The organism is Mycobacterium sp. 663a-19 (assembly GCF_035616495.1).
In the GTDB taxonomy this organism is placed as follows: Bacteria; Actinomycetota; Actinomycetes; order Mycobacteriales; family Mycobacteriaceae; genus Mycobacterium.
Window position 1 is genome coordinate 122,743 of the sequence record NZ_JAPJAV010000001.1, and the last position, 24,170, is coordinate 146,912.

Annotated in this window: 21 protein-coding genes; 10 read left to right on the plus strand and 11 right to left on the minus strand. The window is 67.8% G+C overall.

Annotation, left to right across the window (positions count from 1 at the left end; genetic code table 11):
• Positions 1-3: 3 nt before the first annotated feature.
• The 3 genes from OQ968_RS00640 to OQ968_RS00650 are packed head-to-tail and all read right to left on the minus strand — an operon-like array spanning position 4 to position 2,428.
• Entirely contained in the window at positions 4-435 is a 432-nt protein-coding gene (locus OQ968_RS00640) for a VOC family protein (RefSeq protein ID WP_324673662.1), read from the minus strand.
• Positions 432-1,313, minus strand: coding sequence for a DUF427 domain-containing protein (locus tag OQ968_RS00645; protein WP_324673664.1), 882 nt, complete (start codon positions 1,311-1,313; stop codon positions 432-434). The genes OQ968_RS00640 and OQ968_RS00645 overlap by 4 nt, the downstream gene beginning before the upstream one ends.
• 47 nt (positions 1,314-1,360) lie before the next feature.
• Positions 1,361-2,428, minus strand: coding sequence for a zinc-binding dehydrogenase (locus OQ968_RS00650; protein WP_324673666.1), 1,068 nt, complete (start codon positions 2,426-2,428; stop codon positions 1,361-1,363).
• Between the two features lie 168 nt (positions 2,429-2,596).
• Here OQ968_RS00650 and OQ968_RS00655 point away from each other — a divergent pair, with 168 nt between their 5' ends.
• Positions 2,597-3,217 (plus strand): TMEM175 family protein, encoded by a 621-nt coding sequence (locus OQ968_RS00655; protein ID WP_324673668.1) that lies wholly within the window; start codon positions 2,597-2,599, stop codon positions 3,215-3,217.
• Positions 3,218-3,245: 28 nt separating this feature from the next.
• On the opposite strand, the gene OQ968_RS00660 is transcribed toward OQ968_RS00655, so the two are convergent.
• The gene (locus tag OQ968_RS00660; RefSeq protein WP_324673670.1) at positions 3,246-4,628 is read right to left on the minus strand and encodes a TetR/AcrR family transcriptional regulator; all 1,383 of its coding nucleotides are present in this window, start codon (positions 4,626-4,628) and stop codon (positions 3,246-3,248) included.
• A 76-nt stretch (positions 4,629-4,704) separates the two neighbouring features.
• Positions 4,705-5,577, minus strand: coding sequence for an alpha/beta fold hydrolase (locus OQ968_RS00665; RefSeq protein WP_324673672.1), 873 nt, complete (start codon positions 5,575-5,577; stop codon positions 4,705-4,707).
• A gap of 221 nt (positions 5,578-5,798) precedes the next feature.
• On the opposite strand from OQ968_RS00665, the gene OQ968_RS00670 reads away from it, so the two are divergent.
• Complete coding sequence (locus OQ968_RS00670; protein WP_324674969.1) at positions 5,799-7,511, plus strand: MOSC and FAD-binding oxidoreductase domain-containing protein; 1,713 nt, start codon at positions 5,799-5,801, stop codon at positions 7,509-7,511.
• A gap of 17 nt (positions 7,512-7,528) precedes the next feature.
• On the opposite strand, the gene OQ968_RS00675 is transcribed toward OQ968_RS00670, so the two are convergent.
• A complete protein-coding gene (locus OQ968_RS00675) occupies positions 7,529-8,326 on the minus strand; it encodes a family 1 encapsulin nanocompartment shell protein (protein WP_324674971.1) in 798 nt (265 codons plus the stop codon).
• On the minus strand, positions 8,326-9,393 hold the full coding sequence (locus OQ968_RS00680; RefSeq protein ID WP_324673675.1) for a Dyp-type peroxidase: 1,068 nt from the start codon (positions 9,391-9,393) through the stop codon (positions 8,326-8,328). The genes OQ968_RS00675 and OQ968_RS00680 overlap by 1 nt, the downstream gene beginning before the upstream one ends.
• 10 nt (positions 9,394-9,403) lie before the next feature.
• On the opposite strand from OQ968_RS00680, the gene OQ968_RS00685 reads away from it, so the two are divergent.
• The 7 genes from OQ968_RS00685 to purM all read left to right on the plus strand — a co-directional run bounded on the left by OQ968_RS00685 (position 9,404) and on the right by purM (position 17,303).
• Positions 9,404-10,660 carry a M18 family aminopeptidase gene (locus OQ968_RS00685; RefSeq protein WP_324673677.1) on the plus strand — a complete coding sequence of 419 codons (1,257 nt, stop codon included), beginning with the start codon at positions 9,404-9,406 and terminating at the stop codon, positions 10,658-10,660.
• Positions 10,661-10,671: 11 nt separating this feature from the next.
• Complete coding sequence (locus tag OQ968_RS00690; RefSeq protein ID WP_324673679.1) at positions 10,672-11,019, plus strand: VOC family protein; 348 nt, start codon at positions 10,672-10,674, stop codon at positions 11,017-11,019.
• Positions 11,020-11,089: 70 nt separating this feature from the next.
• Positions 11,090-13,402, plus strand: coding sequence for a phosphoribosylformylglycinamidine synthase subunit PurL (gene purL, locus OQ968_RS00695; protein WP_324673681.1), 2,313 nt, complete (start codon positions 11,090-11,092; stop codon positions 13,400-13,402).
• A 39-nt stretch (positions 13,403-13,441) separates the two neighbouring features.
• Positions 13,442-14,065: a type II CAAX endopeptidase family protein gene (locus tag OQ968_RS00700; RefSeq protein ID WP_324673683.1), complete on the plus strand. Its 624-nt coding sequence runs from the start codon at positions 13,442-13,444 to the stop codon at positions 14,063-14,065.
• A 31-nt stretch (positions 14,066-14,096) separates the two neighbouring features.
• On the plus strand, positions 14,097-14,486 hold the full coding sequence (locus tag OQ968_RS00705; protein WP_324673685.1) for a sterol carrier family protein: 390 nt from the start codon (positions 14,097-14,099) through the stop codon (positions 14,484-14,486).
• Between the two features lie 138 nt (positions 14,487-14,624).
• Complete coding sequence (purF, locus tag OQ968_RS00710) at positions 14,625-16,160, plus strand: amidophosphoribosyltransferase (RefSeq protein ID WP_324673687.1); 1,536 nt, start codon at positions 14,625-14,627, stop codon at positions 16,158-16,160.
• A gap of 48 nt (positions 16,161-16,208) precedes the next feature.
• Positions 16,209-17,303, plus strand: coding sequence for a phosphoribosylformylglycinamidine cyclo-ligase (gene purM, locus OQ968_RS00715; protein ID WP_324673689.1), 1,095 nt, complete (start codon positions 16,209-16,211; stop codon positions 17,301-17,303).
• Between the two features lie 20 nt (positions 17,304-17,323).
• Here purM and OQ968_RS00720 read toward each other — a convergent pair whose 3' ends face one another.
• On the minus strand, positions 17,324-17,518 hold the full coding sequence (locus tag OQ968_RS00720) for a DUF3073 domain-containing protein (RefSeq protein WP_324673690.1): 195 nt from the start codon (positions 17,516-17,518) through the stop codon (positions 17,324-17,326).
• 148 nt (positions 17,519-17,666) lie between these two features.
• Positions 17,667-18,764, minus strand: a complete 1,098-nt coding sequence (locus OQ968_RS00725) for a folate-binding protein YgfZ (RefSeq protein WP_324673691.1) — start codon at positions 18,762-18,764, stop codon at positions 17,667-17,669.
• A gap of 77 nt (positions 18,765-18,841) precedes the next feature.
• On the opposite strand from OQ968_RS00725, the gene OQ968_RS00730 reads away from it, so the two are divergent.
• Positions 18,842-19,705 carry an aminodeoxychorismate lyase gene (locus tag OQ968_RS00730; protein WP_324674973.1) on the plus strand — a complete coding sequence of 288 codons (864 nt, stop codon included), beginning with the start codon at positions 18,842-18,844 and terminating at the stop codon, positions 19,703-19,705.
• A 447-nt stretch (positions 19,706-20,152) separates the two neighbouring features.
• Here OQ968_RS00730 and OQ968_RS00735 read toward each other — a convergent pair whose 3' ends face one another.
• Entirely contained in the window at positions 20,153-21,670 is a 1,518-nt protein-coding gene (locus tag OQ968_RS00735; RefSeq protein ID WP_324673694.1) for a sensor domain-containing protein, read from the minus strand.
• Between the two features lie 111 nt (positions 21,671-21,781).
• Positions 21,782-24,142 carry a hypothetical protein gene (locus OQ968_RS00740; protein ID WP_324673695.1) on the minus strand — a complete coding sequence of 787 codons (2,361 nt, stop codon included), beginning with the start codon at positions 24,140-24,142 and terminating at the stop codon, positions 21,782-21,784.
• Positions 24,143-24,170 lie beyond the last annotated feature (28 nt).

Genomic DNA, 24,170 nt, shown 5'->3' on the forward strand with positions numbered 1-24,170 from the left:
AATTCACGTCGGCTCGTAGTTGCGCTCTTGCAGCACCCACGCATTGCCATCGGGGTCGTGGAAATCGGCAAAGCTGGCGTAATCAGCTCGATCGGGATCAAGGCCCGGCAGAAATCCCCCTCGCCAGCCGCCCTCGGTGTCCTTGTGGCGGATGTCGCTGACGGCCACCCCGCGATCCGCCAGTTCCGAGCGGTATTCCTCGATGTCGGAGACCACCAGATACAGGCCCTGCACCGAACCTGGAGGCGCGTCGGTCAGGCCGGCTCCGAACTGGATGGAGGTGCCGGATCCCTGGGGCGTCAGCTGAACGACCCGGAAGCCGGGCGCGGGTGAGTAGTCGACGTCGAGATCGAAGCCGACCTGGTCGCGGTAGAAGCGCAGCGATCGATCAGGATCCGATACGGGCAGGATGACGACCTCCAACGGCGCCTTCATCGGATGACTCCGGTGGGGGTTTTCCCGAGCACCTCGTCGGTATCGAGTCCTCGGTCCACACCGTGGGGGATGACGGTTTGGCCGGGCTCGAGCTGTAGCTGCTTACCGTCGAGATAGACGTCGACCTTGTCGGGCTCGAATGACACCAGATTGGTTACCCGGCCCACTTCGGGCCAGGCATTGATGTAGGACCACGCGGCGCGCTTATGGGTGCCGATGTCGTAGTAGGAGCATATCCCTTTGTATGGGCAAAACGTTTGTGTATCAATGAGTTTGAGGGCCGATTCGTCGATATTTTCGCGCGGAACGTACCAGCGGGGTGCAAAACCCGATTCATACAGGGCCAGCGGGTGCTTCGTATCGGCGATCATCTGCTCACCGTCTTGGACGACGAGATGCCGTGACGTAGAGCGGATGTCGATGCGGTGATAGGCGTCGGCGGCGTGCCCGACGATACGTTCCCTCTCTTCGTAGAAGGCGTCCATGGCCCGCCAGGCGAATGCGAGTCGCGCGCCGAGAACGCCCGCGTGCCGCGGCAAGCCAGTGTGTTGCCAGGCGCCGTGGTTAACCTCTCGACCCGCAACTCTCACGGTGAACCACTGTGTTTCGCCGAGGTCCTGGTGTTGAGTGACCCGGTCCTCGGTGACCAGGATGTCCGGTACGACATCGCCGAGCGGGAAGTAAGCCACCGGGTAACGTCCCGGCTCGTGGAGCAAGACGACGTCCTCGCTGTCGGCGACCCATGTGTCGGCGAAGAGCACCCGCATGCGGCGGCGCAACGGCTCCGCGTAGAGCAGCCGCGCCGGCAACGGCTGCTCGGTGAGAAAGTGCCCGATCGAACCGGTGGCCAGCGGACCCTGTTGCCATGCCAAACCCATTGTCATGTCCTCCCTGATGCGAAAATCCCCAAAAGCTTCGGCCTGCGTCAGTCCATGACAACGACCATTTTTCCGCCGGCTTCTCCCGCCTCCATGACTCGGTGCGCTTCGTGAATTTGATCGAACGAAAAGACGCGCGATGGCTTCGCGTCGAGCTTCCCGTCAGCCACCTGCCGTGCGATGTCCTGCAGGGGCACGTCCGAAAGCGGGAATCCGGGAGTCCCGAAAACAAAGCTGCCGAAGAAGTTCAGGTTCACCCCACTGGCCATGCGCAGCAGCGGATTGAAATCCCCGATGGGGTCGAGTCCGCCCAGCCAGCCCGCCAAGCAGGCCGCGCCGCCGCGGCGCAGCATGTCGAGGGAGTCGAGGATGGTGCTATTGCCCACAAGATCGAGGACGGCGTCGATCTGCTTTGATTCGGCGATATGAGCCGCCAGGTCGGGCCGCTCCAACTCCACGCGCGAAGCGCCCAAGTTCTCCAGCATGGGCACGCGCTTGGAGTTGCGCGTGGTGGCGACGACACGCGCCCCAGCGGCGACCGCCATCTTGAGCGCCGCCTGGCCGAACGACGATGTTGCACCGCGCACCACGAGGGTGTGTCCGGCTGCGAGGTTGAGGTTGCGAAACAGACATGTCCAAGCGGTCGCATAGGTTTCGGGTATGGCCGCCAAATCTGACCAGGTCAGGTCGGATTCGATGAGGGCGACATTCGCGGCGCGTACACGGGTGTATTCGGCGTAGCTGCCGTTGATGGTTCGCCCCAGGCCGCCCATCAGCGCCGCCACCTTTGCGCCGACCGGAAATTCCCCTCCTGGGCACGAGTCGACGATGCCGACGCATTCGATGCCGCTGACTTCCGCGGCTTCCGCCCATTCCCCCCTGCGCATGTGCATCTCGGCGTGGTTGATACCGAATCCTTGCACCTTGATCACGACATCGCCGTCCCTGGGCCGCGGCTTGGGGATGTCTGTGTAGACCAGTCTGTCGAGCCCGCCAAATCCGTTCAGGATGATCGCGCGCATGCCTTCGCCGCCAGGCTGTTCGCGTACTACCGCGGGCGCCGTAGGCAGTGCGGCCGGTGCATTTTGCGATGCTGTGACGGCGCTGGTGGCCATAGCTGTCTCATTTCCAAATCGTTAGTCCGGCTTCGGATATTGGGTCGCGAGAGCCGCACCGCGGCAGTTAGATTACCATCGACGGATGGATCATAATGGGTCGAATAACCCAATATTATGGGTGGACCCACCCAGATTTGTCCAGGGCGGACGAGGTAACGGCCGCGAATGAGGCGGGAGGAAGCGGTGGCTGCGCGACAAACCAGCCCGGAACGGGTCAGGCAGTTTTCCGACGGCGTGTTCGCGGTCCTCATCACGATCCTGGTCCTCGAGCTGAGGCCGCCATCCGCCCATAGCTTCAGTGCCTTGTTGCCGCTTTGGCCCACCGGTCTGAGCTACGTGGTGAGTTATCTGTTCATCGCGATTGTGTGGGTCAATCACCATCACCTGTTCAACTATGCGGAGGCGGCGACGCCACGGCTGGTGTGGTCGAACTTCGCGCATCTCTTCTCGGTGTCGCTCATTCCGTTCACCACCGCGTGGATCGCCGATAGCAGGCTCGCCGCGGCGCCGGTGGCCCTGTATGCAGGCGTCTTCGTCCTCGTCAATGTCACCTACGTCGCACTCTGTTGGGAGGCCGTCGATCGGCCCGCCCACGAGGACGTATCGCAGCTCATGCGGCGGATGCTGCGGATGAGATCGGTCATCACGATCGGTGTCTTCACCGCGGCGGCGGTGATCGCGCTCAGATGGCCGGTGGTGGGGATGGCCCTGATTTGTCTATGTCTCGTCGGCTACCTACGGCCGGACATTCCCACACCGAAAAGCGCTGCGGGGGAAGGGCGCTGATGTCCGCCGGACATCATCGATCGGCCGATCATGGTTTGGGTGTGCCCCGCGCCGAGGTCGATCGCCTTTTACGAGGGGCTGCAGCCGCGAACGAGCGCACGTAGTCGACGGCGGCGCCGACGGCTGCCCGCAGCGGTTCCGCATCGCCGGTCGCATGTGTGAGCATGGCGCCACCCTGGTGCGCGATGACCAGCGACACAGCAAGGTGTCGTGGGTCGGCGTCAGAACGCAGGTCGCCGCGGCGCCGCATCGCCGTCAGGCCGTTCTGGAATAGGTCGAGCCACAGGTCGTACCCGTCGGCGAGCTCGTCGCGAATTTCGTCGTCGGCGTCGATCAGCTCGCCGGCCAGCGAGCCGTAGACGCACCCGCCCCGTCGGTAAACGGTATCGATGTCGGCCACGCAGGCGTCGGCCCACACTTGCAGCGCCTCGAACCTGTCGAGCGCGCCGAGCCGAGGTTGCGTGTGAAACGCAATCACCTCGCCGCGTCGCGCGGCGATCACCTGCCGGGTAAGGTCCCGTTTGTCGCGGAAATAGTGCGAGATCTGTGATCCGCCGACCCCTGCGGTGTTACGCACGTCGTCGATGCTGGTGTTGCCAACGCCCCGCTCGAACATGAGGCGGGCGGCGGCGTCGACGATGCGCCGCCGCGTCTCCAGCCCCTTGCGGGTGAATCGCGGTGTGCCCTCGCGGTTCATAGCGTGCCTGGGCATCACTGGGGCCAATGTCGTGCGGCGCCGACCACGGGGACGTCGCGCTGGACGCGGGGCTCGCTCATCGGGGTCGGTGGCGAACATCCGCAGATAGTTGACGGCGAATCGCGTGGCATCGGCGTGTGGCCACTCCGCCCGATAGGTAAACGCAAGGGTTCCGCCGCCCTGGTGGGCGCCGACGATGGCCAACCCGATTTGCCGCGGATCGGCATTCGCATCGAGAACGCGGCGGTCTTTCATTCGCTGGATGGCTGATTCGAGCGACTCGATCCACTGCCAGTAGCCTGCCGCCAACGTCGCACGAGTCGCATCGTCGGACTTCGTCAGCTGCGCGGCAAGGGCGTGGTAAGTGGGTGTGCCGCCGGAGGTTCCGATGCGTCGTAGGTAACGCATGTTGAGATCAATCCACCGTTCGAAGTCGTCGAACGAGTCCAGGTCACCGAGCCGGGGCTGGCGATGAAAGTCCAGAACCACACCGACCTGGCGCCTGATGACAGCACGGAGCAGCGCTTTTTTGTCCTCAAAGTAGTGAGCAAGCTGAGAACCGCTGACCGACGCAGCCCTACGCACGTTTTCCATGTTCAAGGCCGACAGCCCCTGGGTGACAATCAGCTCGGCGGCGGCCTGCACGATCCTGTCGCGGGTGGCGCGCCCCTTGGCGGTCAACCGTTGTTCGTCCTGAACATCGGGATGGCCCATCGCGTCAGGCTAACTTCTGAACATCTCCAATTATGGGATATCCAGCCCATTGCTGGGTGTGCCGTCCGCACGCCCGTCAGGTCGGCACCTGCACCCGTGCGAGGAAGTTTCGGATCAGCTCGACGACTTCGTCCAGTGCGGACTCCAGCAGGAAATGCCCGCCGTCGATCAGATGGATTTCGGCATCGGGAAGGTCGTCGGCGAATGCCTCGGCGCCGGCCGGGCCGAAGATTTCGTCACCGCGACCCCATACTGCCAGCAGTGGTACGCGGTTGGCGCGGAAGTATTCGTGTACGCGAGGGTAAAGCGGCGCGTTGGTGGCATAGTCCCGCAGGAGTTTCAGTTGCACGAGGTCGTTGCCGGGCCGAGATATCAGCGCATAGTCGTGATACCAGGACTCCGGGTCGACCAGCGTCTCGTCGGCGACGCCGGTGAGGTACTGCCACCGGGTCGCGTCCAGGGTGAGAAACTGCCGTACGGCCACCTCGGTATCGGCTGTGCGTTCATCTTGATAGGCCTGCACGACCTTCCAGAAATTCTCGACGAACCCGGCGTCGTAGGCGTTGCCATTTTGGCTGATGATCGCCGTAATCGCGGACGGCTCGCGAAGCGCCAGTCGCCAACCGATGGGGGCGCCGTAGTCCTGCACATACATCGCGTAGCGGTCGATGCCCAAGTTCTGCAGCAGGCCCGCGGTCAGGTCGGTGAGCGCATCGAAGGTGTAGTCGAACTCCTCGACGCCGGGCGCGTCCGAGAGCCCAAAGCCCAGGTGGTCGGGTGCGATCACGTGGTAGCGGTCAGCGACCGCCGGAATCAGGTTCCGGTACATGTAGGAACTCGTCGGAAATCCGTGCAACAGGACCAGCACTGGCGCACCTGCGTCGCCGGCTTCGCGGAAGAACAGCCGATGGCCGGCGACGGTGGTGTATCGGTGATGAACAGCTGGCATGCGACACCTCCTGTGCCGTGGGGTCGAGGTTTTCGGCGCCACGATCGCGGCGCTGTCATCCGCCGGCGCCGCTGCTATTTTGGGATGTGCATCCCAGTATGCATGAAACGTACGGACCGCAATAGTCTCCGTAGACGTTGACCGGTCGATCGGCTGGGAATATTCTGGGTCAGTCATCCCAATCCGCAGCTCCGCACGTCGCTGAGCGGGAGGAGGCAAAAGTGGGCAGGCTTGTCTCCGTCAACGTGGGCATGCCCAAGAACGTGCGGTGGCGGGGTAAGACCGTATACACCGGAATATGGAAGACCCCGGTCGAAGGACCCGTCATGGTGCGTCGCACCAACATCGACGGCGACGCGCAGGGCGACTTGGCGGGCCACGGCGGCGAACAACGCGCCGTCATGGTGTACCAGACGGAGTCGTATGACTTCTGGAAGACATATCTGAATCGCCAAGATCTGCTGCCCGGTCACTTCGGCGAGAATTTCACCATCACCGGACTGTCCGACGACGAAGTGTGCATCGGTGACCGCTATCGAATCGGTGAGGCAGAGTTCGAGGTGACGCAGCCGCGTGTCACCTGTTTCCGCATCGGCCTGCGCCTCGACGAACCCGAAATGCCCAATTTGCTTGTATCACAGCATCGCCCGGGCTTCTACTTCCGGGTCATCGCCGAGGGGCGGGTGCGTGCCGGTGATGACATCGTGCGCGTCCGGCGGGGCCGTCACGAACTCAGCGTCGCCGACGTCGACGCGCTGTTGTATCTGCCGAACCGCAAAATCGAACAGCTGCGCGGGATCGTCGACGTACCCGCGCTCAGCCCCGGCTGGCAGCAGTCATTCCGCGACATGCTGCAAGCGCACGACAGCGCAGCGACCGAGACAGCACCGCCCGTCGGGACCGAGCCGGGGTGGAAGGGATTTCGTCCGCTGCGAGTCAGCGCGATAACCCGGGAAAGCGCACAGGTGATATCGATCCGCCTGCAAGCCGACGATCACAGTTCGCTGCCACGGCCGCTTCCGGGCCAGTACCTGACCCTACGAATCCCCGGGGCCGCCGAGCCCACGCCGATGCGCAGCTACTCCCTCTCGGGTGACCCCGCCGCGGGGGAATACCGCATCAGCGTCAAGCGCGAAGACCACGGCTTGGTGAGCCGCTGGCTGCACGCCCACGTCAAAACCGGATCCGTCGTCGAGGCCGCCGCGCCACGCGGCAACTTCTATCTGACCGAGGGAAGCAATCCGGTGGTCCTGATTTCAGCCGGAATCGGTATCACTCCTGTTCTGGCAATGTTGCATGCGCTGTCGGCCGGCCGAAGTACACGCGACATCTGGTGGCTACACACAACACGAAGTCGCGAAACCCAGGTTTTTGCAACAGAAGTCACAACGCTCATCGAGTCCTTGCCGCACGCCCGGCAACGGGTGTTCTATACGCAGACGCAGGGGCACCCGGACCCGGCGACAATCGCGGCGGTTGGACTGCCGGCCGATGCGGCGGTGTACCTATGCGGTCCAACGCAATTCATGTCCGACATGAACGATGCGCTCGCCGCGGCCGGTTTCACCCTCTCGCAGATTCACAGCGAATTGTTCGGTGCCCTACCGCCCATCAATCCCGGCATCGTCGACGGGGCCCCGCGTAAGCCCCCGCATCTGCCTGCCGGACAACCAGGGACCGGACCGTCAATCACCTTCTCCCGAAGCGGGCTCACCGTCAACTGGTCCGCCGATTACGCCAATATTCTGGACCTGGCCGAGGCCTGCGACGTGCCCAGCCGATTCTCGTGCCGAAGTGGCGTCTGCCATGTGTGTGAGACCGGAGTGGTCGCCGGGACGACAACCTACGTGCAGGCGCCGCTGGAGCTGCCCGGCCAGGGCACGGTGCTCATCTGCTCGGCGGCTCCCGAAAGCGACCTCGTCCTCGACCTTTAGCCACGAAGGCTTCCTGTCTACGGGCCGAGCGCGACCGACGCCTCCGAGGTGTAGCAGAGGAACGTCAGGGTCTCCTGCAGATAGAGCTGCACGGTGTCGGCGTCGTGGCTGCTGTATCCGATCGCGACGTCGGTGCCCAGCTGCAGGTCGAAGTCGCCGCCCCGGGTGGTCAGCACGAAAGCGCCGTCAATGGCCGGCGCCCAGATGATGTCGCCGTCCACCAACCGGTTCAGGTGCTCGCGGATCGGATACCCGTGTTCGGTGGTCTCGCTGACCTTGGTGTAGACGTCGGCGCTCAGCAGCACCGAATAGGGTCCGTCGACACCGGCCAGCCGCAGTTCGGTCAACGCCTGGGAGATGGCGTCGGGCATGTCGCGGGGGTCCTCGGGCAGCGTCAGCGCCTTGTTGGAGCTGGCGCTGCGGATGCCCTCGATCGACGCGGCGGCGTAGCCCTCGAAGACGGTGCGGTCCTCGACGAACGCCAGCCTCTTGGCGGCGGCCTTGACCGGATCCCAGTCGGAGTCCTTGGAACCGCGCTCGACGTCGTCGATCTCGGAACGCGACAGCGTGAACGGAACACGCAGCCGGACAAGGGGTTTGCTGGCCCGTAGATGAGCGACGACGCCGTCGCCGGGCGCCTCGACGTCGATCAGCCGGCCGGTGCTGACCGCCGCGGTGACGGGTCCGCCGGGCTCACTGACGTCGACCACCCGGCGCCCGGCGATGTGCCGCTTGAAGGTTCGCGTCGCCTCCAATTCGATTTCTTCCCAGGCGGCTTCGGTGACCGGCGCCAGGTCTCGGTAGAGGTTGTTCATCATTGGCTGATTCCTTTCAGGCTGCCGATCGAGAGTGAGCCGTTGGAGGCGGGGGCGTAGGAGGGCGTGGCGGACCGTGCCACCGGCGGGGCGGGCAGGGGTGGTGGGTCGTCGAGGAAATCCACTGTGGGGGAGAAGAACAGCCCGCCGGTGACCGCGGTGGAGAAATCCAGGATGCGGTCGGTGTTGCCGGGCGGATCGCCGAGGAACATGTTGCGCAGCATCCGCTCGGTGACCTCGGGCGTGCGCGAGTAGCCGATGAAGTAGGTGCCGTACTCGTCCTTGCCCAGCTCGCCGAACGGCATGTTGTGCCGCACGATCTTCAGCTCGCTGCCGTCGTCGTCCTCGATCACGTTCAGCGCGATGTGTGAGTTCGGCGGCTTGTCCTCGTCATCGAGTTCGATGTCTTCCAACTTGGTTCGGCCGATCACCCGCTCCTGCTCGGGGACCGGCAGCGAATTCCACGACGACATGTCGTGCAGGTACTTCTGCACGTGGACGTAGCAGGAGCCGGCGAAGTCGGGGTCCTCGTCGCCGATGGCGGTGGCACTGACAGCGATTGGGCCATCGGGGTTTTCGGTGCCGTCGACGAAGCCGAGCAGATCGCGGTTGTCGAAGAACCGGAAGCCGTGGACCTCGTCGACCACGGTGACCGCACCCGCCATCGACTTGAGGATGTTGCCGGCCAGCTCGAAACACACGTCCATCGCCTCGGCCCGAATGTGGAACAGCAGATCGCCGGGCGTGGCCGGCGCCACGTGTCGCGGCCCGGTCAGCTCGACGAAGGCATGCAACTCGGCGGGCCGAGGCCCGCCGAACAACCGGTCCCATGCGTCGGAACCGATCGAGGTGACCACCGACAACCGCTTGGTGGGATCGCGGAAGCCGATGGCACGCACCAGCCCCGACAGGTCCGGCAGCGCGTCGTGCACCGTCGCCTCGCCGCCGTCGTCGATGGTGACCACGAGGAAGATTGCGGCGGGCGTCAACGGCGCGAGGATGGGCTGCGGCTGAACCGGAGGCACATGGGCGACCCTAGCGTCAACTCCGCCTTCGCCGACAGCCATGATGGTGAACATGTCGGCCACCGCCGCAGGCCTCTGCGATTTCATCGACGCGTCTCCATCGCCGTTTCATGTTTGCGCCACGGTGGCCGCGCGACTGGTCGACGCCGGATACACCGAACTGAGCGAGGCCGACCGCTGGCCCGAACAATCCGGCCACTACTTCATCGTCCGGGCCGGCTCGCTGGTGGCGTGGAATTCCGTCGGCCCGGTGGGGGCGTTTCGGATCGTCGGCGCGCACACCGACAGCCCGAACCTACGGGTCAAGCAGCATCCCGACCGGGCGGTGGCCGGCTGGCGGGTGTTGGCGCTGGAGCCCTACGGGGGAGCGTGGCTCAACTCCTGGCTGGATCGGGATTTGGGCATCAGCGGGCGGTTGTCGGTCCGCGACGGCGACCGCGCCACGCACCGCCTGGTGCGGATAGACGACCCGATCCTGCGGGTGCCGCAGCTCGCCATCCACCTGGCCGAGGACCGCAAGACCCTCACGCTGGACCCGCAACGACACCTCAACGCGGTGTGGGCTGCCGGCGACGCCGCGTCCTTCGTCGACTACGTCGCCGAGCGCGCCGGGGTGGCGCCGGCCGACGTGCTGTCGGCCGACCTGATGACGCACGATCTGACGCCGTCCGCGGTGATCGGCGCCGATGCCGGCCTGGTCAGCGCGCCGCGGCTGGACAACCAGGCGAGTTGCTATGCCGGCGTGGAGGCGTTGGTGGCGGCGGAGCCGCGCGGCGCCGTGCCGGTGTTGGTGCTCTTCGACCACGAGGAGGTGGGGTCGTCCTCCGATCACGGTGCGCAGTCCGACCTGCTCGGCACCGTCCTGGAACGGATCGTGTTGGCGGCCGGCGGCGGCCGGGAAGACTATTTGCGCCGCCTGCCGGTTTCGTTGCTGGCTTCGGCGGACATGGCGCACGCCACCCACCCCAACTATCCGGAGCGGCACGAGCCCGGTCATCCGATCGAGGTCAACGGCGGGCCGGTGCTCAAGGTGCACCCCAATCTGCGCTACGCCACCGATGGACGCACCGCCGCGGCGTTCGCGCTGGCCTGCCGGCGGGCCGGCGTCGGGTTGCAGCGCTACGAGCACCGGGCCGACCTGCCGTGCGGGTCGACGATCGGGCCGCTGGCCTCGGCCAGGACCGGCATCCCTACCGTCGACGTAGGCGCTCCGCAGCTTGCCATGCACTCGGCGCGCGAGTTGATGGGAGCCCGCGACGTGGCCGCCTATTCGGCGGCCCTGCAAGCGTTTTTGTCGCCGACGGCATAGGGTCTGGCGGTATGGCGCTCAACGTGGAGATGATCACCTTCGACTGCAGCGATCCCGCCGGGCTGGCCGGCTGGTGGGCCGAGCAGTTCGGTGGCACGACCCAGGAGCTGCTCGCCGACGAGTTCACCGCGGTGACCCTGCCGGCAGGACCCCGGCTCGGATTCCAGAAGGTGCCCGACCCCACGCCCGGGAAAAACCGGGTGCACCTCGACTTCGGCGCCGCCGACGTCGACGCCGAGGTGGCGCGGCTGACGGCGGCCGGGGCCAGCGAGGTCGGCCGGCACAGCTTCGGCGACAACTTCCGCTGGGTGGTGTTGGGCGACCCGGAGGGCAACGTCTTCTGCGTCGTCGGGCAATAGCGTCGGCCGCGGGCCATCGGACGTGCCCGGCGTCAGGACGGCTCGAGCGGAGCCACCCTAGACTGTCTGCGTGACTGTGTCCGGGACGAGCGAGCGCACCCACGCGGTCGACACCGTGGAGCACGCCGCGGCCACTCCCGATCAGCCGCAACCGTTTCGCGAGCTCGGCCTCAAGGACGACGAGTACCAGCGGATACGCGAGATCCTGGGACGCAGGCCCACCGACACCGAGTTGGCGATGTACTCGGTGATGTGGAGTGAACACTGCTCGTACAAGTCCTCCAAGGTCCACCTGCGCTACTTCGGCGAGACCACCACCGACGAGATGCGCGCCGGCATGCTGGCCGGGATCGGCGAGAACGCCGGGGTGGTCGACATCGGCGACGGCTGGGCGGTCACGTTCAAGGTGGAGTCGCACAACCACCCGTCGTACGTCGAGCCCTACCAGGGCGCCGCCACCGGCGTCGGCGGGATCGTCCGCGACATCATGGCCATGGGTGCGCGGCCCGTCGCGGTGATGGACCAGCTCCGGTTCGGCGCGGCCGACGCCCCGGACACCCGCCGCGTGCTCGACGGCGTGGTTCGCGGCATCGGGGGGTACGGGAACTCGTTGGGCCTGCCCAACATCGGCGGCGAGACCGTGTTCGACGCCTCGTACGCGGGCAATCCGCTGGTGAACGCGCTGTGCGTCGGGGCGCTGCGCAAAGAGGATCTGCACCTGGCGTTCGCGTCCGGCGCCGGCAACAAGATCATCCTGTTCGGCGCGCGCACCGGGCTCGACGGCATCGGCGGCGTGTCCGTGCTGGCGTCGGAAACCTTCGGCGGCGACGAGGGCGAGGGCCCGGGCCGTAAGAAGCTGCCCTCGGTGCAGGTCGGCGACCCCTTCACCGAGAAGGTGCTCATCGAGTGCTGCCTCGAGCTGTATGCGGCGGGCCTGGTGATCGGCATCCAAGACCTCGGCGGGGCCGGATTATCCTGTGCCACATCGGAACTCGCCTCGGCTGGCGACGGCGGCATGCGCGTCGAATTGGACGACGTCCCACTGCGGGCCGCGAATATGACGCCCGCCGAGATTCTTTCCAGTGAGTCGCAGGAGCGGATGTGCGCGGTGGTCGCGCCGGAGAACGTGGAGGCCTTCCTCGCGGTGTGCCGCAAATGGGAGGTGCTGGCCACCGTCATCGGCGAGGTCACCGACGGCGACCGGCTGCAGATCACCTGGCACGGCGAGACGGTGGTCGACGTGCCACCGCGCACCGTGGCCCACGAGGGCCCGGTGTACCAGCGGCCGGTTGCCTGCCCCGAATCACAGGACGCCCTGAACGCGGACACCTCGAGCCGGCTGCCTCGCCCGGCCACCGGTGACGAGTTGCGCGCGACTTTGCTTGCGCTGCTTGGCAGCCCGCACCTGTGCAGCCGGGCGTTCATCACCGAGCAGTACGACCGGTACGTGCGCGGCAACACCGTGCTGGCAGAGCACGCCGACGGTGGGGTGCTGCGCATCGACGAGTCGACCGGCCGCGGCATCGCGGTGTCGACCGACGCCTCGGGGCGCTACACGCTGCTGGATCCCTACCTCGGCGCCCAGCTGGCGCTGGCCGAGGCGTACCGCAACGTCGCCGTCACCGGTGCCACCCCGGTCGCCGTGACCAACTGCCTCAACTTCGGCTCGCCCGAGGACCCCGGCGTGATGTGGCAATTCGCGGAGGCGGTGCGCGGCCTGGCCGATGGCTGTGCGGCCCTGGGGATTCCGGTGACCGGCGGCAATGTCAGCTTCTACAACCAGACCGGCTCGGCGGCGATCCTGCCGACACCGGTGGTGGGCGTACTGGGTGTCCTGGACGACGTGAGTCGACGTCTCCCCGTCGCACTGGGCACCGAGCCGGGCGAGACGCTGTTGCTGCTGGGCGAGACGCGCGACGAGTTCGACGGTTCCGTCTGGGCGCAGGTCGCCGCCGACCATCTGGGCGGGCGGCCACCCGCGGTCGACCTGGCTCGCGAGAAGCTGCTGGCCGAGGTGCTGTCCTCGGCGTCACGGGACGGGCTGGTGTCCGCCGCGCACGACCTGTCCGAGGGCGGGCTGGCGCAGGCCGTCGTCGAATCGGCGCTGGCCGGTGAAACCGGTTGCCGCATAGTGCTTCCCGAGGGCAGCGATCCGTTCGTGATCTTGTTTTCCGAGTCGGCCGGCCGCGCGCTGGTGGCGGTGCCCCGCACCGAGGAGAGCCGGTTCCGTTCCATGTGCGAGGTGCGGGGGCTGCCCGCCGCGCGCATCGGCGTCGTCGATCAGCGCTCGGAAGCTGTGGAGGTGCAGGGCCTGTTCACGGTCTCGCTGGCCGAACTGCGGGATACCTCAGAGTCGGTGCTGCCGCGACTCTTCTCGAATTGACTCTGCGCTGATGGCGCGGGCTACTCGCACTTCTTCGCCATGAACGCAGAGGCAACCGCAAAGCCGCTCTCCCTAGCCGCCGCCCTGATCGGCTGGAGCTTCGTCAGCCCGCGGCTGCCGGGCGCGTGGCGGGTGGTGCTGCAGGCCGGCATTGGTGGCCTGCTAGTGCTTGCCACCCGCGCGCCGCTGGGCCTGGGTCCGCCGCGGCTGTGGGCGGGCCTGCGGCTGGGGTCGGCCGCCGGCGCGGCCGCGGTGGCGGCCATCGCCGCGACGACCCCGCTGCCGCCGGTGCGGCTGTCGATGGCCGCCCGCGATATTCCGGTGCCCGCGCCGGGCTGGCTGTTGTTGCGGATACCCATCGGCACCGTGTGGTCCGAGGAGGCCGCCTTCCGCGGGGCGCTTGCCACGGCCGGTTCGCGCGCCTTCGGCAAATCCGGCGCAAGGCTGTTGCAGGCCACGGCTTTTGGGCTCTCCCACGTCGCGGACGCGCGCGCGGTCGGCGAGCCGGTCGCGGCCACCGTGCTGGCCACCGGGATCGCCGGCTGGCTGTTCGGTTGGCTGGCCGACCGCTGCCGCAGCCTGGCCGCCCCGATGCTGGTACACCTGGCCATCAACGAGGCCGGCGCGGCGGCGGTGCTGACCGTGCAGCGGCGGCCTCGCTGAGCCGGGAGGCGGTCGTCTGCGACCCTGGGGTATGGCCGCCCGTCAGAAGGCCGATCCGGTCAAGACCCGACTGGCGGTGCTCGCCGTCGCCGACTGGTTGCGCGACGAGACCCGTCCGGAGCCCGACCGCGACGCCCTGGCGAGCGCGGTGCGCCTCACTGCCCGCACGCTGGCCGCCGCGGCACCCGGCGCCGCCGTCGAGGTCCGGATTCCGCCGTTCGCCGCGGTGCAGTGTGTCTCCGGGCCGACGCACACCCGCGGCACGCCGCCCAACGTGGTGGAGACCGATCCGCGGACCTGGCTGCTGCTGGCCACCGGGATGCTGTCGCTGGCGGACGCGAAAAGCGCCGGTGACCTGACGCTATCGGGCTCCCGGGCGGGTGAGATCGGCCACTGGCTGCCTCTGGTCACCGTCGGCTGAATATAACCCTGAACTGCAGGTTAAGGCTAAACGGGAGGGATTTTCGGCGCTCAACACGCCCGTCGGATTCGGCGCCGGGCCCGCGGTGGCCGTAGACTCCGTTACGTCACCACCCGTTCCCCAGGGAGCCGCCGACCCGTGACCGTCCAGGAACCCCAGCAGGACCTGAACTCACCGCGTGAAGAGTGTGGCGTATTCGGGGTCTGGGCCCCCGGCGAAGAAGTCGCCAAACTCACCTATTACGGCTTGTACGCGTTGCAGCACCGCGGCCAGGAGGCCGCGGGCATCGCCGTCGCCGACGGCTCCCAGGTGTTGGTCTTCAAAGACCTCGGCCTGGTCAGCCAGGTCTTCGACGAGCAGACGCTGGGGGCGATGCAGGGCCACGTCGCCATCGGGCACTGCCGCTACTCCACCACCGGCGACACCACGTGGGAAAACGCCCAGCCGGTGTTCCGCAACACCGCGGCGGGCACCGGAGTTGCGTTGGGCCACAACGGAAATCTGGTCAACACCGCCGAGCTTGCCGCCCGTGCCCGCGACGCGGGGTTGATCGCCAAGCGTTGCCCCGCCCCGGCGACCACGGACTCCGACATACTGGGCGCGCTGCTGGCCCACGGCGCCGCCGACGCCACCCTCGAGCAGGCGGCGCTGGAGCTGTTGCCGACGGTGCGTGGGGCGTTCTGCCTGACGTTCATGGACGAGAACACGCTGTACGCCTGCCGCGACCCGCACGGGGTGCGCCCGCTTTCGCTCGGGCGGCTGGATCGCGGCTGGGTGGTGGCCTCCGAAACCGCCGCGCTCGACATCGTCGGCGCGTCGTTCGTGCGCGACATCGAGCCGGGTGAACTGCTGGCCATCGACGCCGACGGGGTGCGGTCCACGCGTTTCGCCAACCCCACGCCCAAGGGCTGCGTCTTCGAGTACGTCTACCTGGCGCGGCCGGACAGCACGATCGCCGGTCGATCCGTGCACGCCGCCCGGGTGGAGATCGGTCGCCGGCTGGCCCGCGAATGCCCGGTCGACGCCGACCTGGTGATCGGCGTGCCGGAGTCGGGCACCCCCGCGGCGGTGGGGTACGCGCAGGAGTCCGGCGTCCCCTACGGGCAGGGCCTGATGAAGAACGCCTACGTCGGGCGCACCTTCATCCAGCCGTCGCAGACCATCCGCCAGCTCGGCATTCGGCTCAAGCTCAACCCGCTGCGGGAGGTGATCCGGGGCAAGCGGCTCATCGTCGTCGACGACTCGATCGTCCGCGGCAACACCCAGCGCGCGTTGCTGCGGATGTTGCGCGAGGCCGGGGCCGTCGAGGTGCACGTGCGCATCGCCTCACCTCCGGTGAAGTGGCCGTGCTTCTACGGCATCGACTTCCCGTCACCGGCGGAGCTGATCGCCAACGCCGTCGAGGACGAGGAAGAAATGCTCGAGGCGGTGCGGCACGCCATCGGGGCCGACACGCTGGGCTACATCTCGCTGCGGGGCATGATCGCGGCTTCGGACCAGCCGGCCTCGCGGCTGTGCACCGCCTGCTTCGACGGCAAGTATCCGATCGAGCTGCCCAGCGAAACCGCGCTCGGCAAGAACGTCATCGAGCACATGCTCGCCAACGCCGCGCGCGGATCCGGGCTCGACGATCTCGCACCCGGTGACGTACCGGAAGTGCCGATCGCGCACTGACCGCAGTTCGATACCGGCGGTGACCGCCGCCCGGTAGCCTTTATCGCGATGACGGATCCCGGAAAAAGCCCCGGACGCAACCCGGGCAGCCAGGGCATCACCTACGCGTCGGCCGGGGTGGACATCGAAGCCGGTGATCGCGCCGTCGAACTGTTCAAGCCGCTGGCCACGAAGGCCACCAGGCCCGAGGTGCGCGGCGGGCTGGGCGGATTCGCGGGACTGTTCGCGCTGCGCGGCGGCTACCGGGAACCGGTGCTGGCGGCCTCCACCGACGGGGTGGGCACCAAGCTGGCCGTCGCCCAGGCGATGGACAAACACGACACCGTGGGCCTGGACCTGGTGGCGATGGTGGTCGACGACCTCGTGGTCTGCGGCGCCGAACCGCTCTTCCTGCAGGACTACATCGCGGTCGGCCGGACCGTGCCGGAACGGCTGAGCGCGATCGTCAGCGGCATCGCCGAGGGATGCGTGCGGGCCGGCTGCGCGCTGCTGGGCGGCGAGACCGCGGAACACCCCGGCCTGATGGAGCCCGACCACTACGACATCTCGGCCACCGGCGTGGGCATCGTCGAGGCCGACGACGTGCTGGGGCCCGATCGCGTCAAACCGGGCGACGTCGTCATCGCGCTGGGCTCGTCCGGGCTGCATTCCAACGGATACTCGCTGGCCCGCTCGGTACTACTCGAGATCGACCGGATGAACCTGGCCGGCTATGTAGAGGAGTTCGGCCGCACCCTCGGCGAGGAGCTGCTGGAGCCGACCCGGATCTACGCCAAGGACTGCCTGGCCCTGACCGCCGAAACCCACGTCCGGACGTTCTGCCACGTCACCGGCGGCGGGCTGGCCGGCAACCTGCAGCGGGTCATCCCGCACGGCCTGACCGCCGAGATCGACCGGGGCACCTGGACGCCCGCGCCGGTGTTCGCGATGATCGCGCAGCGCGGCCGGGTTTCGCGCGAGGAGATGGAAAAGACGTTCAACATGGGCGTCGGCATGATCGCCGTCGTGGCGCCCGAGGACACCGACCGCGCCCTGGCCATATTGACCGCGCGGCATTTGGACTGCTGGGTGCTGGGGACGGTCTGCAAGGGCGGGAAAGCGGCCCCGCGGGCACGGTTGGTCGGGCAACACCCCAGGTTTTAGGGGGCTAACGGGTGAAGGGTCTAACGACGCCAGTCGTCCTCGCGGGCCCAGGCATCATCCGCGGCTAGATCGTCCGAGCCGTCCAGCTCGTCGGAATCGTCGGCGCCGGTCCCGGACAGCTCGCGCTGGAGCCTCTCGAAGTCGGTCTGCGGGGAGCTGTACTTAAGTTCTCGAGCAACCTTGGTCTGCTTTGCCTTAGCCCGGCCGCGGCCCATGGGGGAACCCCCTCGCGCAATAACGGAGCGGCCTAACGATGTAGGCGGCTCCGATCTCTTGGTGTCGTTATTGTCCTGCCGACAGTTTACCGTGCCGCACGGTTGGGCGTCGGTGCCCCCTGCCCGCCGTGGCGGACCACATTTCCCATCATCGCGTACCGCCCCGCAACCGTTCAACGGCCAGCCGGCCCGCACCGATCTGGTCGGCCGACGGCAGCGAGTCGGGGTCGATGACCGCGGCGACCGCCGCCTGGTCGCCGGTCGCCAGCTCGGTGTCGGCGGGCAGCCCACGCTTGAGCAGCGCCAGCGCCACCGGCCCGAGGTCGACGTGGTCGACCACGGTTCCCAGCCGTCCGACGGTGCGGCCGCCGGCCACCACGGGGTCACCCGTCGCGGGGCGCTCAACCGAACCGTCGAGGTGCAGCAGCACCAGCATCCGCGGGGGTTTGCCGAGGTTGTGGACTCGCGCGACGGTCTCCTGCCCGCGATAGCATCCCTTGTCCAGATGGACCGCGCCGGCGCCCGGACCGCCGATCCAGCCCACCTCGTGGGGGATGGTGCGCTCGTCGGTGTCGACGCCGAGCCGGGGACGCCGGGCCGCGACCCGGTGTGCCTCGTAGGCCCACACCCCGGCCGGTCGCACGCCCGCCCGCGCCAACCGGTCCTTCCAGTCCGCCGACTCGCCGCGCGGCACCAGCAGGTCCAGCTCGATGTCGCCGGCGGTGGCGGCGGGCATCCGCCGCACGAAGCCGCCACCTGCCACCGGAACTGCGGTCAGCTCGGCGGGCAGCGCGTCGAGGCCCAGCGCGTCGAGCACCGCGCGGTCAGCCAGCCGCGGCCCCAGCAGCGACAGCACCGCCATGTCGGCGGCGGCGGGCGCGACGTCGGACCAGAACACCATCTTGCGCAGGTAGCTCAGCAGCGGCTCACCCCGCCACGGTTCGGTGTCGAGGTAGGTGGTGCCGCCCAGCTCGCTCTGGATCCAGTGGTCCTCGACGCGGCCCTGGCCGTCGAGGCTGAGGTTCTCGGTGCTGGCGCCCTCGGGCAGTTCGCTGACGTGCTGGGTCGAAATGCTGTGCAGCCAGGCCTGCCGGTCGCCGCCGGTCAGCGCGAGCACCGCGCGATGCGAGCGGTCCACGACCACCGCATCGGTTTCGGCCGCCCGCTGCTCACCCAGCGGATCGCCGTAGTGCCAGATGGCGCCGGCGTCGGGTCCGGTGTCGGGTGCGGGGACTGCAGGATGCACACGTCAACTCTACGGATCGGGGCGTGCTGCCAGTTTCGCGCTCGCGGCTAGGCTTACCGTCCATGGCGGGAATGGGTGTGATCGTCACGCTGGATGGGCAGATACATCCGCCGGGGGCGCCGCTGTTGCACGCCGACGACCTCGCCGCGGTCCGCGGCGACGGCATCTTCGAGACGCTGCTGGTCCGCGACGGCGCGGCGTGCCTGGTCGAATCCCATCTGCAGCGGCTCACCCAATCCGCCAAGTACATGGACCTGCCCGAGCCGGACCTCGCGAGCTGGCGGCGCGCGATCGACGTGGCGACGCGGCGGTGGGCCGCGGACACCGCCGAGGAGGGCGCGCTGCGACTCATCTACAGCCGGGGCCGCGAGGGCGGCTCGCCACCCACCGCCTACGTGATGGTCAACCCCGTCCCGGACAGGGTCGCCGCGGTTCGGCGCGACGGATTGTCGGCGGTCACGCTGGACCGCGGATTGCCCGCCAGCGGCGCCGACGCGATGCCGTGGCTGCTGGCGGGGGCCAAGACACTGTCGTACGCGGTCAACATGGCCGCGCTGCGCCACGCCGCCCGGCAGGGCGCCGGTGACGTGATCTTCGTGAGCTCGGACGGCTACATCCTGGAGGGCCCCCGCTCGACGGTGGTGATCGCGACAGCCTCCGACGAGGGTGATCCGTGCCTGCTGACGCCGCCGCCGTGGTATCCGATCCTGCGCGGCACCACCCAGCAGGCCCTGTTCGAGGTCGCCCGGGCCAAGGGCTACGACTGCGACTACCGGGCACTCCGGGTCGCGGATCTGCTTGCCGCGCAAGGGATCTGGCTGGTCTCGAGCATGACGCTGGCCGCCCGGGTGCACACGCTCGACGGCCGGCCGCTGCCTCGATCGCCGATGGCAGCGGAATTCGCGGAACTGGTCGACGTCGCCATCGTCAGCGATCGTTGAGCCCTAGCCCTAGCCCTAGCCATAGCCGCGGCGGCACGAAAGATGGCCGGTTAGACGCGGTTTCGCGCCACGCCCAATCCGGTTAACCGGAACTAGATCCAGCGCAACAGGCAAGCAATCACCGGGTAACACGCGGGTATCTTTTCGCCGCCAGAATCAACGGAGCACCGCCCGTATCACGCACTTCGGAAAAAGGAAGAGTGGATGAAGAGGGCACTAATTGGCGCATCGGCGGCAGCGGCGATAGCACTGGCACCCCTGTGCATTCCACCGGCCCACGCCGACCCTGCGGGTGCTTGTGCCGGTATCACCGATGCCAGGCAGGCACCGACGAATTCCTGTGCGGTGAACCCGATGCGCAAATACCGACTGGGCGATTGCGAGGGGGCGAGCCCGCTCGACGGACAGATGGGCCAAGTCTGTGGGTGACTTCCGCGGTGCCCGCGGTCACTTGACGTTGGCGGCCATCGCGTCGGCGATCTGACCCCCTTGATCCGCGATGTTCGGAGCGCACGCCCGGACGTCGAGGACCACGTCGGACACCGCGCTCAGCACGCGCTGGCAGGTCGACTTGCCGCCCACTTTCGTGCGCAGCTGCGTAATCCGGGGGGAATCGCCGGTGGGGTTCTCGAACGTCCACTGAACTTGCTCGCCGACTGTCACGGTCTTGCCGTTGCACCCCCTCCAATATTCCGCTTGCGACTTCACGAACGCCCGGGCTTGATCGGGGGTCGGAAAGCTCACTGCGGCTTCGAAGATCCGGTCGGCGCCTTGCGGGTTGAACTCCTCGCCGTACACCCCGGTATAGCCGCTGCCGTCATACACCGAGTGAAATATGGCATCGAACGGGCCCAGGCAGGCCGGGTCTGACAGGGCCCAGTCCGGACGCAGTTGCGTGGTCGGGCCGATGCCCGTCAAAGGCGCGCCCCCCATGATTTGCTTGAGCTGGTCCCCGCTCAGCAGGATCGAGACCAGGCGCTGGGTCGCCTCCGGCGCGGGCGCTGCCTGCACCGGCGCCGCCTGCCCCGGCACCTCCGCCGCGGGCGCCGCCGACGCCGTCGCACGCGCGCTGGCCGGCTTCTTCTTCGCGCCCGACTGGGTCATCAGAACAACAGCCACGATCGCGACGATCACGGCCAATGCGGCGCCGCCGATGATGATCAACCGCCTGTTGGATGCCCCATCCTTGCCCGCGCCACCACCAACGGTCGTCGCAGCGGCGGGCTGGGCGCCGGTGCCCGCCGAGGCCGTCGGCGCAGTTTGCGCGTTGGCGGCCGGTGTTGCCGACGGGCGCGACGAATCCGGTTCACCCGCCTCGATCGTCGCCAGCACGTTGTCGATGTCGTTTCGGGTGCGGTAGGTGACATCGTGTCGCAGGCGCATCATTCGAAGGAGTTGGGCGATGTCGCTGCGGGCACTGGGGTCATCGCCGTCCTCGTCGAGTCCGGACCTGAGTTCGACCAACAGCTGCAACTGCTGCTGCGGGCTGAGCTCCTTCTCGGCGAGCACGTTGCCCAAACGCGTTATGTAGCCGAACGGCACCGGCGGCTCCTCGGGTAGCGGGTCGGGCAACGGCTGGGGCTTGGCGGTGAGCGAATGGATGGCGGTGACCAACTGGATGCCGGCGTCGACGGTCGGGTTGCGGTAGTCGATAATCTGCAACGCCGCCAGGGGATTCACGCGCATGCTGCCGATGTCGCCGATCCGCACGGGCAGGATCGGCCGATTCAGCGTCTGCGCGTAGCGCAACTCGGACTGACTGGGCTTGGACTGCAACCAGTTACTGGACAGGGCGACGACGAACACGTCGCAGGCGCGGATCTGCTCCAGGATCTTGGCCCACCACGAGTCGCCGCCACCGAGCTCTTGGTCGAACCAAACCTGTTGCTGGGCCCGGCGAAGGGCGGTCGTCAGGGCGTCGACCGTCGACCGATCCTGGCTCGAGTAGCTGATAAACAGAGCCATCGCAGTCTCCTAAGGTGAAGGACAGCGCGCGAATTGCGCGGACGCCCGCACGCGACGGTTGCACATGCGCCGATACCGTATCAGTGTTGGCCCGCCTGGGATGGCCAATCGTCAGGGCTGTTGCACTTCCTCGGCTGGATGGAATGCGGCGTAGCGGCGGGCGAACTCGACACCGGGGACGGGCCACTGCTCGCCGCTGGATCCGCGGACGACCCAGTCGCCGTCCGCCGCGGTCGTCGGGCCCTCCAGCGTGCTGACCACCTCGCCCGGGCGCGCGGGGCGGGCCTGCACCCGCCCCGTTCTGCGCCAGCGCCCGTCGCCCGCCGGCTCGTAGCTGTCCCGGAAGATGTCGTCGCGCACCGACCACACCTTGCCGTCTTCGGTGACCGCCCAGTCGCCGGCGTCGGCGCGCATTGTGTGCCCCGAATCCGACGTCCATGTCCATGGGGCGCTTCGTTGTTCGGCGGCGACCGTTCCCACGCGGGTGAAGGATTGCCACAGCGGACGCGACCGGAAGCCCAGCTGGCGCAGGCTCCACAGGGTGCCCGCCAAACTCCGGACCGCGGCGTTGAGCAGATCCGGCTCGCTTTCGACCACCGACCAGTCGACCAGCTTGTTGTGGATCTTGCGCGAATCATCCCGGGGCACACCGTATTTCCAGCCGTTGCGGCGGTAGTAGCGGCACCAGTCCTCATGCTCCGCCCGGGCCATGTTCAGCGCCGCGCAACGGTCGAAGCCCATCAGCGCAAGCTGTTCCAACGGCGGCAATCCCGCCATCTCGCTTCCGGACAGCTGCGCGGGCGGGCTGCCCCAGGTGTTCCAGGTATGTCCCGCGATCTGTTCGACCATCCACAGGGCGTTGCGCACCTGGCGCCGGTTGGAGCCGCGGTAGAACTCGTTGAGTTCGGCCCACGGCATCGCGGCAGGCGACCGCGGGCCTTCCGGGTCGATCGTCGAGACGTAGCGCTCGTGGATCAGCCTCGCCGCACGCTCCCACGCGTCCTGGACCTGGCCCTCCTGCGTGTCCAGCACGAGCGAGTAGGACTGCAGCCGGCCGACGACCCGGATCGAGTCGTCGCTGATGCTCGTGTTGAGGTCCGAGGCGTAGATGGGCATGTCGGGGAAGCGGGCGGCCAGCCTGGCGGCGGTTGTCCCGGCATGAGCGTCGACGAAAATCACCGCGCTGGCTGCGGGGTCGACATCACCGATCAGCCTCAACATGGTCGGCACCGTCGGCGCCTCCGCCACCGCCTCGATGGCCGGCCCCTCCGAGGCGAATCCGGCCTGCCGGCGGTAGAACTCGTGATCGCGCAGGTACTCCTCGGCATCCCCTGCGACCAGGCTCAGCGCGGGCAGCGGCACCGCGCCGGGCGGGGCGTAGAAGTCACGTTCCAGGGCGCGCTGGGTCAGGTCCGCGCACAACGCGAGAGTCAATTGCGAAGTGCCGCAAACGAATACACGCGTGGTTCGCCCCGTCGCGATGATGCCGTCGAGGAGCCTGCGCGCGGTCACCTCGTACTTGCCGACAACGTCGGCCGCCCAGCGGGTGTCCGATCCGCCGAACTGCTGGGCGCGCCACGCCTGGGCCAGCCACGGGTCGTCCATGCGCACGATGAGGGGCAACCGCTGTTTGTGGGCGACCTCGGAGAGCCGGCGTCCGATCAGGTCCAGCCACAACAGGTTGATGGCCGGGTCGGGCGCCATCAGGTAGAGCCGATTCAGGCGGCGCCACAACCGAAGTGACACCAGGGTGGCCGGATTGTTGAAGTCCACCAGCACCACCCGGGCGCCCTGCCTGCGGGCTCGCTGCACGCGGTCGTCGGCGGCGCCGGTGAGAACGACCAATGTGCTGCGCCGGTCCAGCGTCCGGGCGACCCCGCTGATCATCGATTGGGTATCGGCGTCGATACCGACGATGGCGGTGACGGAGTCGGCGAGGTTCGCGCGGAGCCGGTCCACCTGGGACCGGAAGACGCCGACGACGACGCCACCCAAGCCGGTGAAGATCGCCACCAAGGCCACGATCCGCGCCAATTCCAGGCCGACCGGGGTCGGGTTCGGGCAGGTGCGCCCGCCCACGGAAAAATCGCTGGTGCTGCCCTTGACCAACTGCGCCGTCGCCATCAGCGGGGTGAAGAACGCCGGGTGATTGGCGTCGTGGCATCCCCAGTACGAGGCGAGGCCCAGGACCGCGCTCATGGCTATCAGGACGGCGATGACGGTGAACGAAACGCCCACCAACCGGTGACTGGGGTTGGACCGGAAGATCAGCACACCCGCCGCGATCAGCACGGCCACCACGACGGCGAGCGTTGGCATCGATCCCGGTCGGCCGAACCAGCCCAGCCACGGCGGCATCGCGTCGATGATGGACGGCTGCACCGCCAGCACGGCCAGGTAGGCGATGAGCAGCAGGCCGGCTCCGATCACGGCCCAGCGCACTACGGGCGAGGGTGTCCTGGTGCGACGCATCCACCGACCTCCTCCCGCGGAATATCGG

Bases quoted from the DNA above. Each gene is read 5' to 3' on its own strand.
- OQ968_RS00640 (WP_324673662.1), bottom strand. From the start codon at position 435: ATGAAGGCGCCGTTGGAGGTCGTCATCCTGCCCGTATCGGATCCTGAT.
- OQ968_RS00645 (WP_324673664.1), bottom strand. From the start codon at position 1,313: ATGGGTTTGGCATGGCAACAGGGTCCGCTGGCCACCGGTTCGATCGGG.
- OQ968_RS00650 (WP_324673666.1), bottom strand. From the start codon at position 2,428: ATGGCCACCAGCGCCGTCACAGCATCGCAAAATGCACCGGCCGCACTG.
- OQ968_RS00655 (WP_324673668.1), top strand. From the start codon at position 2,597: ATGAGGCGGGAGGAAGCGGTGGCTGCGCGACAAACCAGCCCGGAACGG.
- OQ968_RS00660 (WP_324673670.1), bottom strand. From the start codon at position 4,628: ATGGGCCATCCCGATGTTCAGGACGAACAACGGTTGACCGCCAAGGGG.
- OQ968_RS00665 (WP_324673672.1), bottom strand. From the start codon at position 5,577: ATGCCAGCTGTTCATCACCGATACACCACCGTCGCCGGCCATCGGCTG.
- OQ968_RS00675 (WP_324674971.1), bottom strand. From the start codon at position 8,326: ATGAACAACCTCTACCGAGACCTGGCGCCGGTCACCGAAGCCGCCTGG.
- OQ968_RS00680 (WP_324673675.1), bottom strand. From the start codon at position 9,393: ATGGCTGTCGGCGAAGGCGGAGTTGACGCTAGGGTCGCCCATGTGCCT.
- OQ968_RS00685 (WP_324673677.1), top strand. From the start codon at position 9,404: ATGTCGGCCACCGCCGCAGGCCTCTGCGATTTCATCGACGCGTCTCCA.
- OQ968_RS00690 (WP_324673679.1), top strand. From the start codon at position 10,672: ATGGCGCTCAACGTGGAGATGATCACCTTCGACTGCAGCGATCCCGCC.
- OQ968_RS00700 (WP_324673683.1), top strand. From the start codon at position 13,442: ATGAACGCAGAGGCAACCGCAAAGCCGCTCTCCCTAGCCGCCGCCCTG.
- OQ968_RS00705 (WP_324673685.1), top strand. From the start codon at position 14,097: ATGGCCGCCCGTCAGAAGGCCGATCCGGTCAAGACCCGACTGGCGGTG.
- purM (WP_324673689.1), top strand. From the start codon at position 16,209: ATGACGGATCCCGGAAAAAGCCCCGGACGCAACCCGGGCAGCCAGGGC.
- OQ968_RS00720 (WP_324673690.1), bottom strand. From the start codon at position 17,518: ATGGGCCGCGGCCGGGCTAAGGCAAAGCAGACCAAGGTTGCTCGAGAA.
- OQ968_RS00735 (WP_324673694.1), bottom strand. From the start codon at position 21,670: ATGGCTCTGTTTATCAGCTACTCGAGCCAGGATCGGTCGACGGTCGAC.
- OQ968_RS00740 (WP_324673695.1), bottom strand. From the start codon at position 24,142: ATGCGTCGCACCAGGACACCCTCGCCCGTAGTGCGCTGGGCCGTGATC.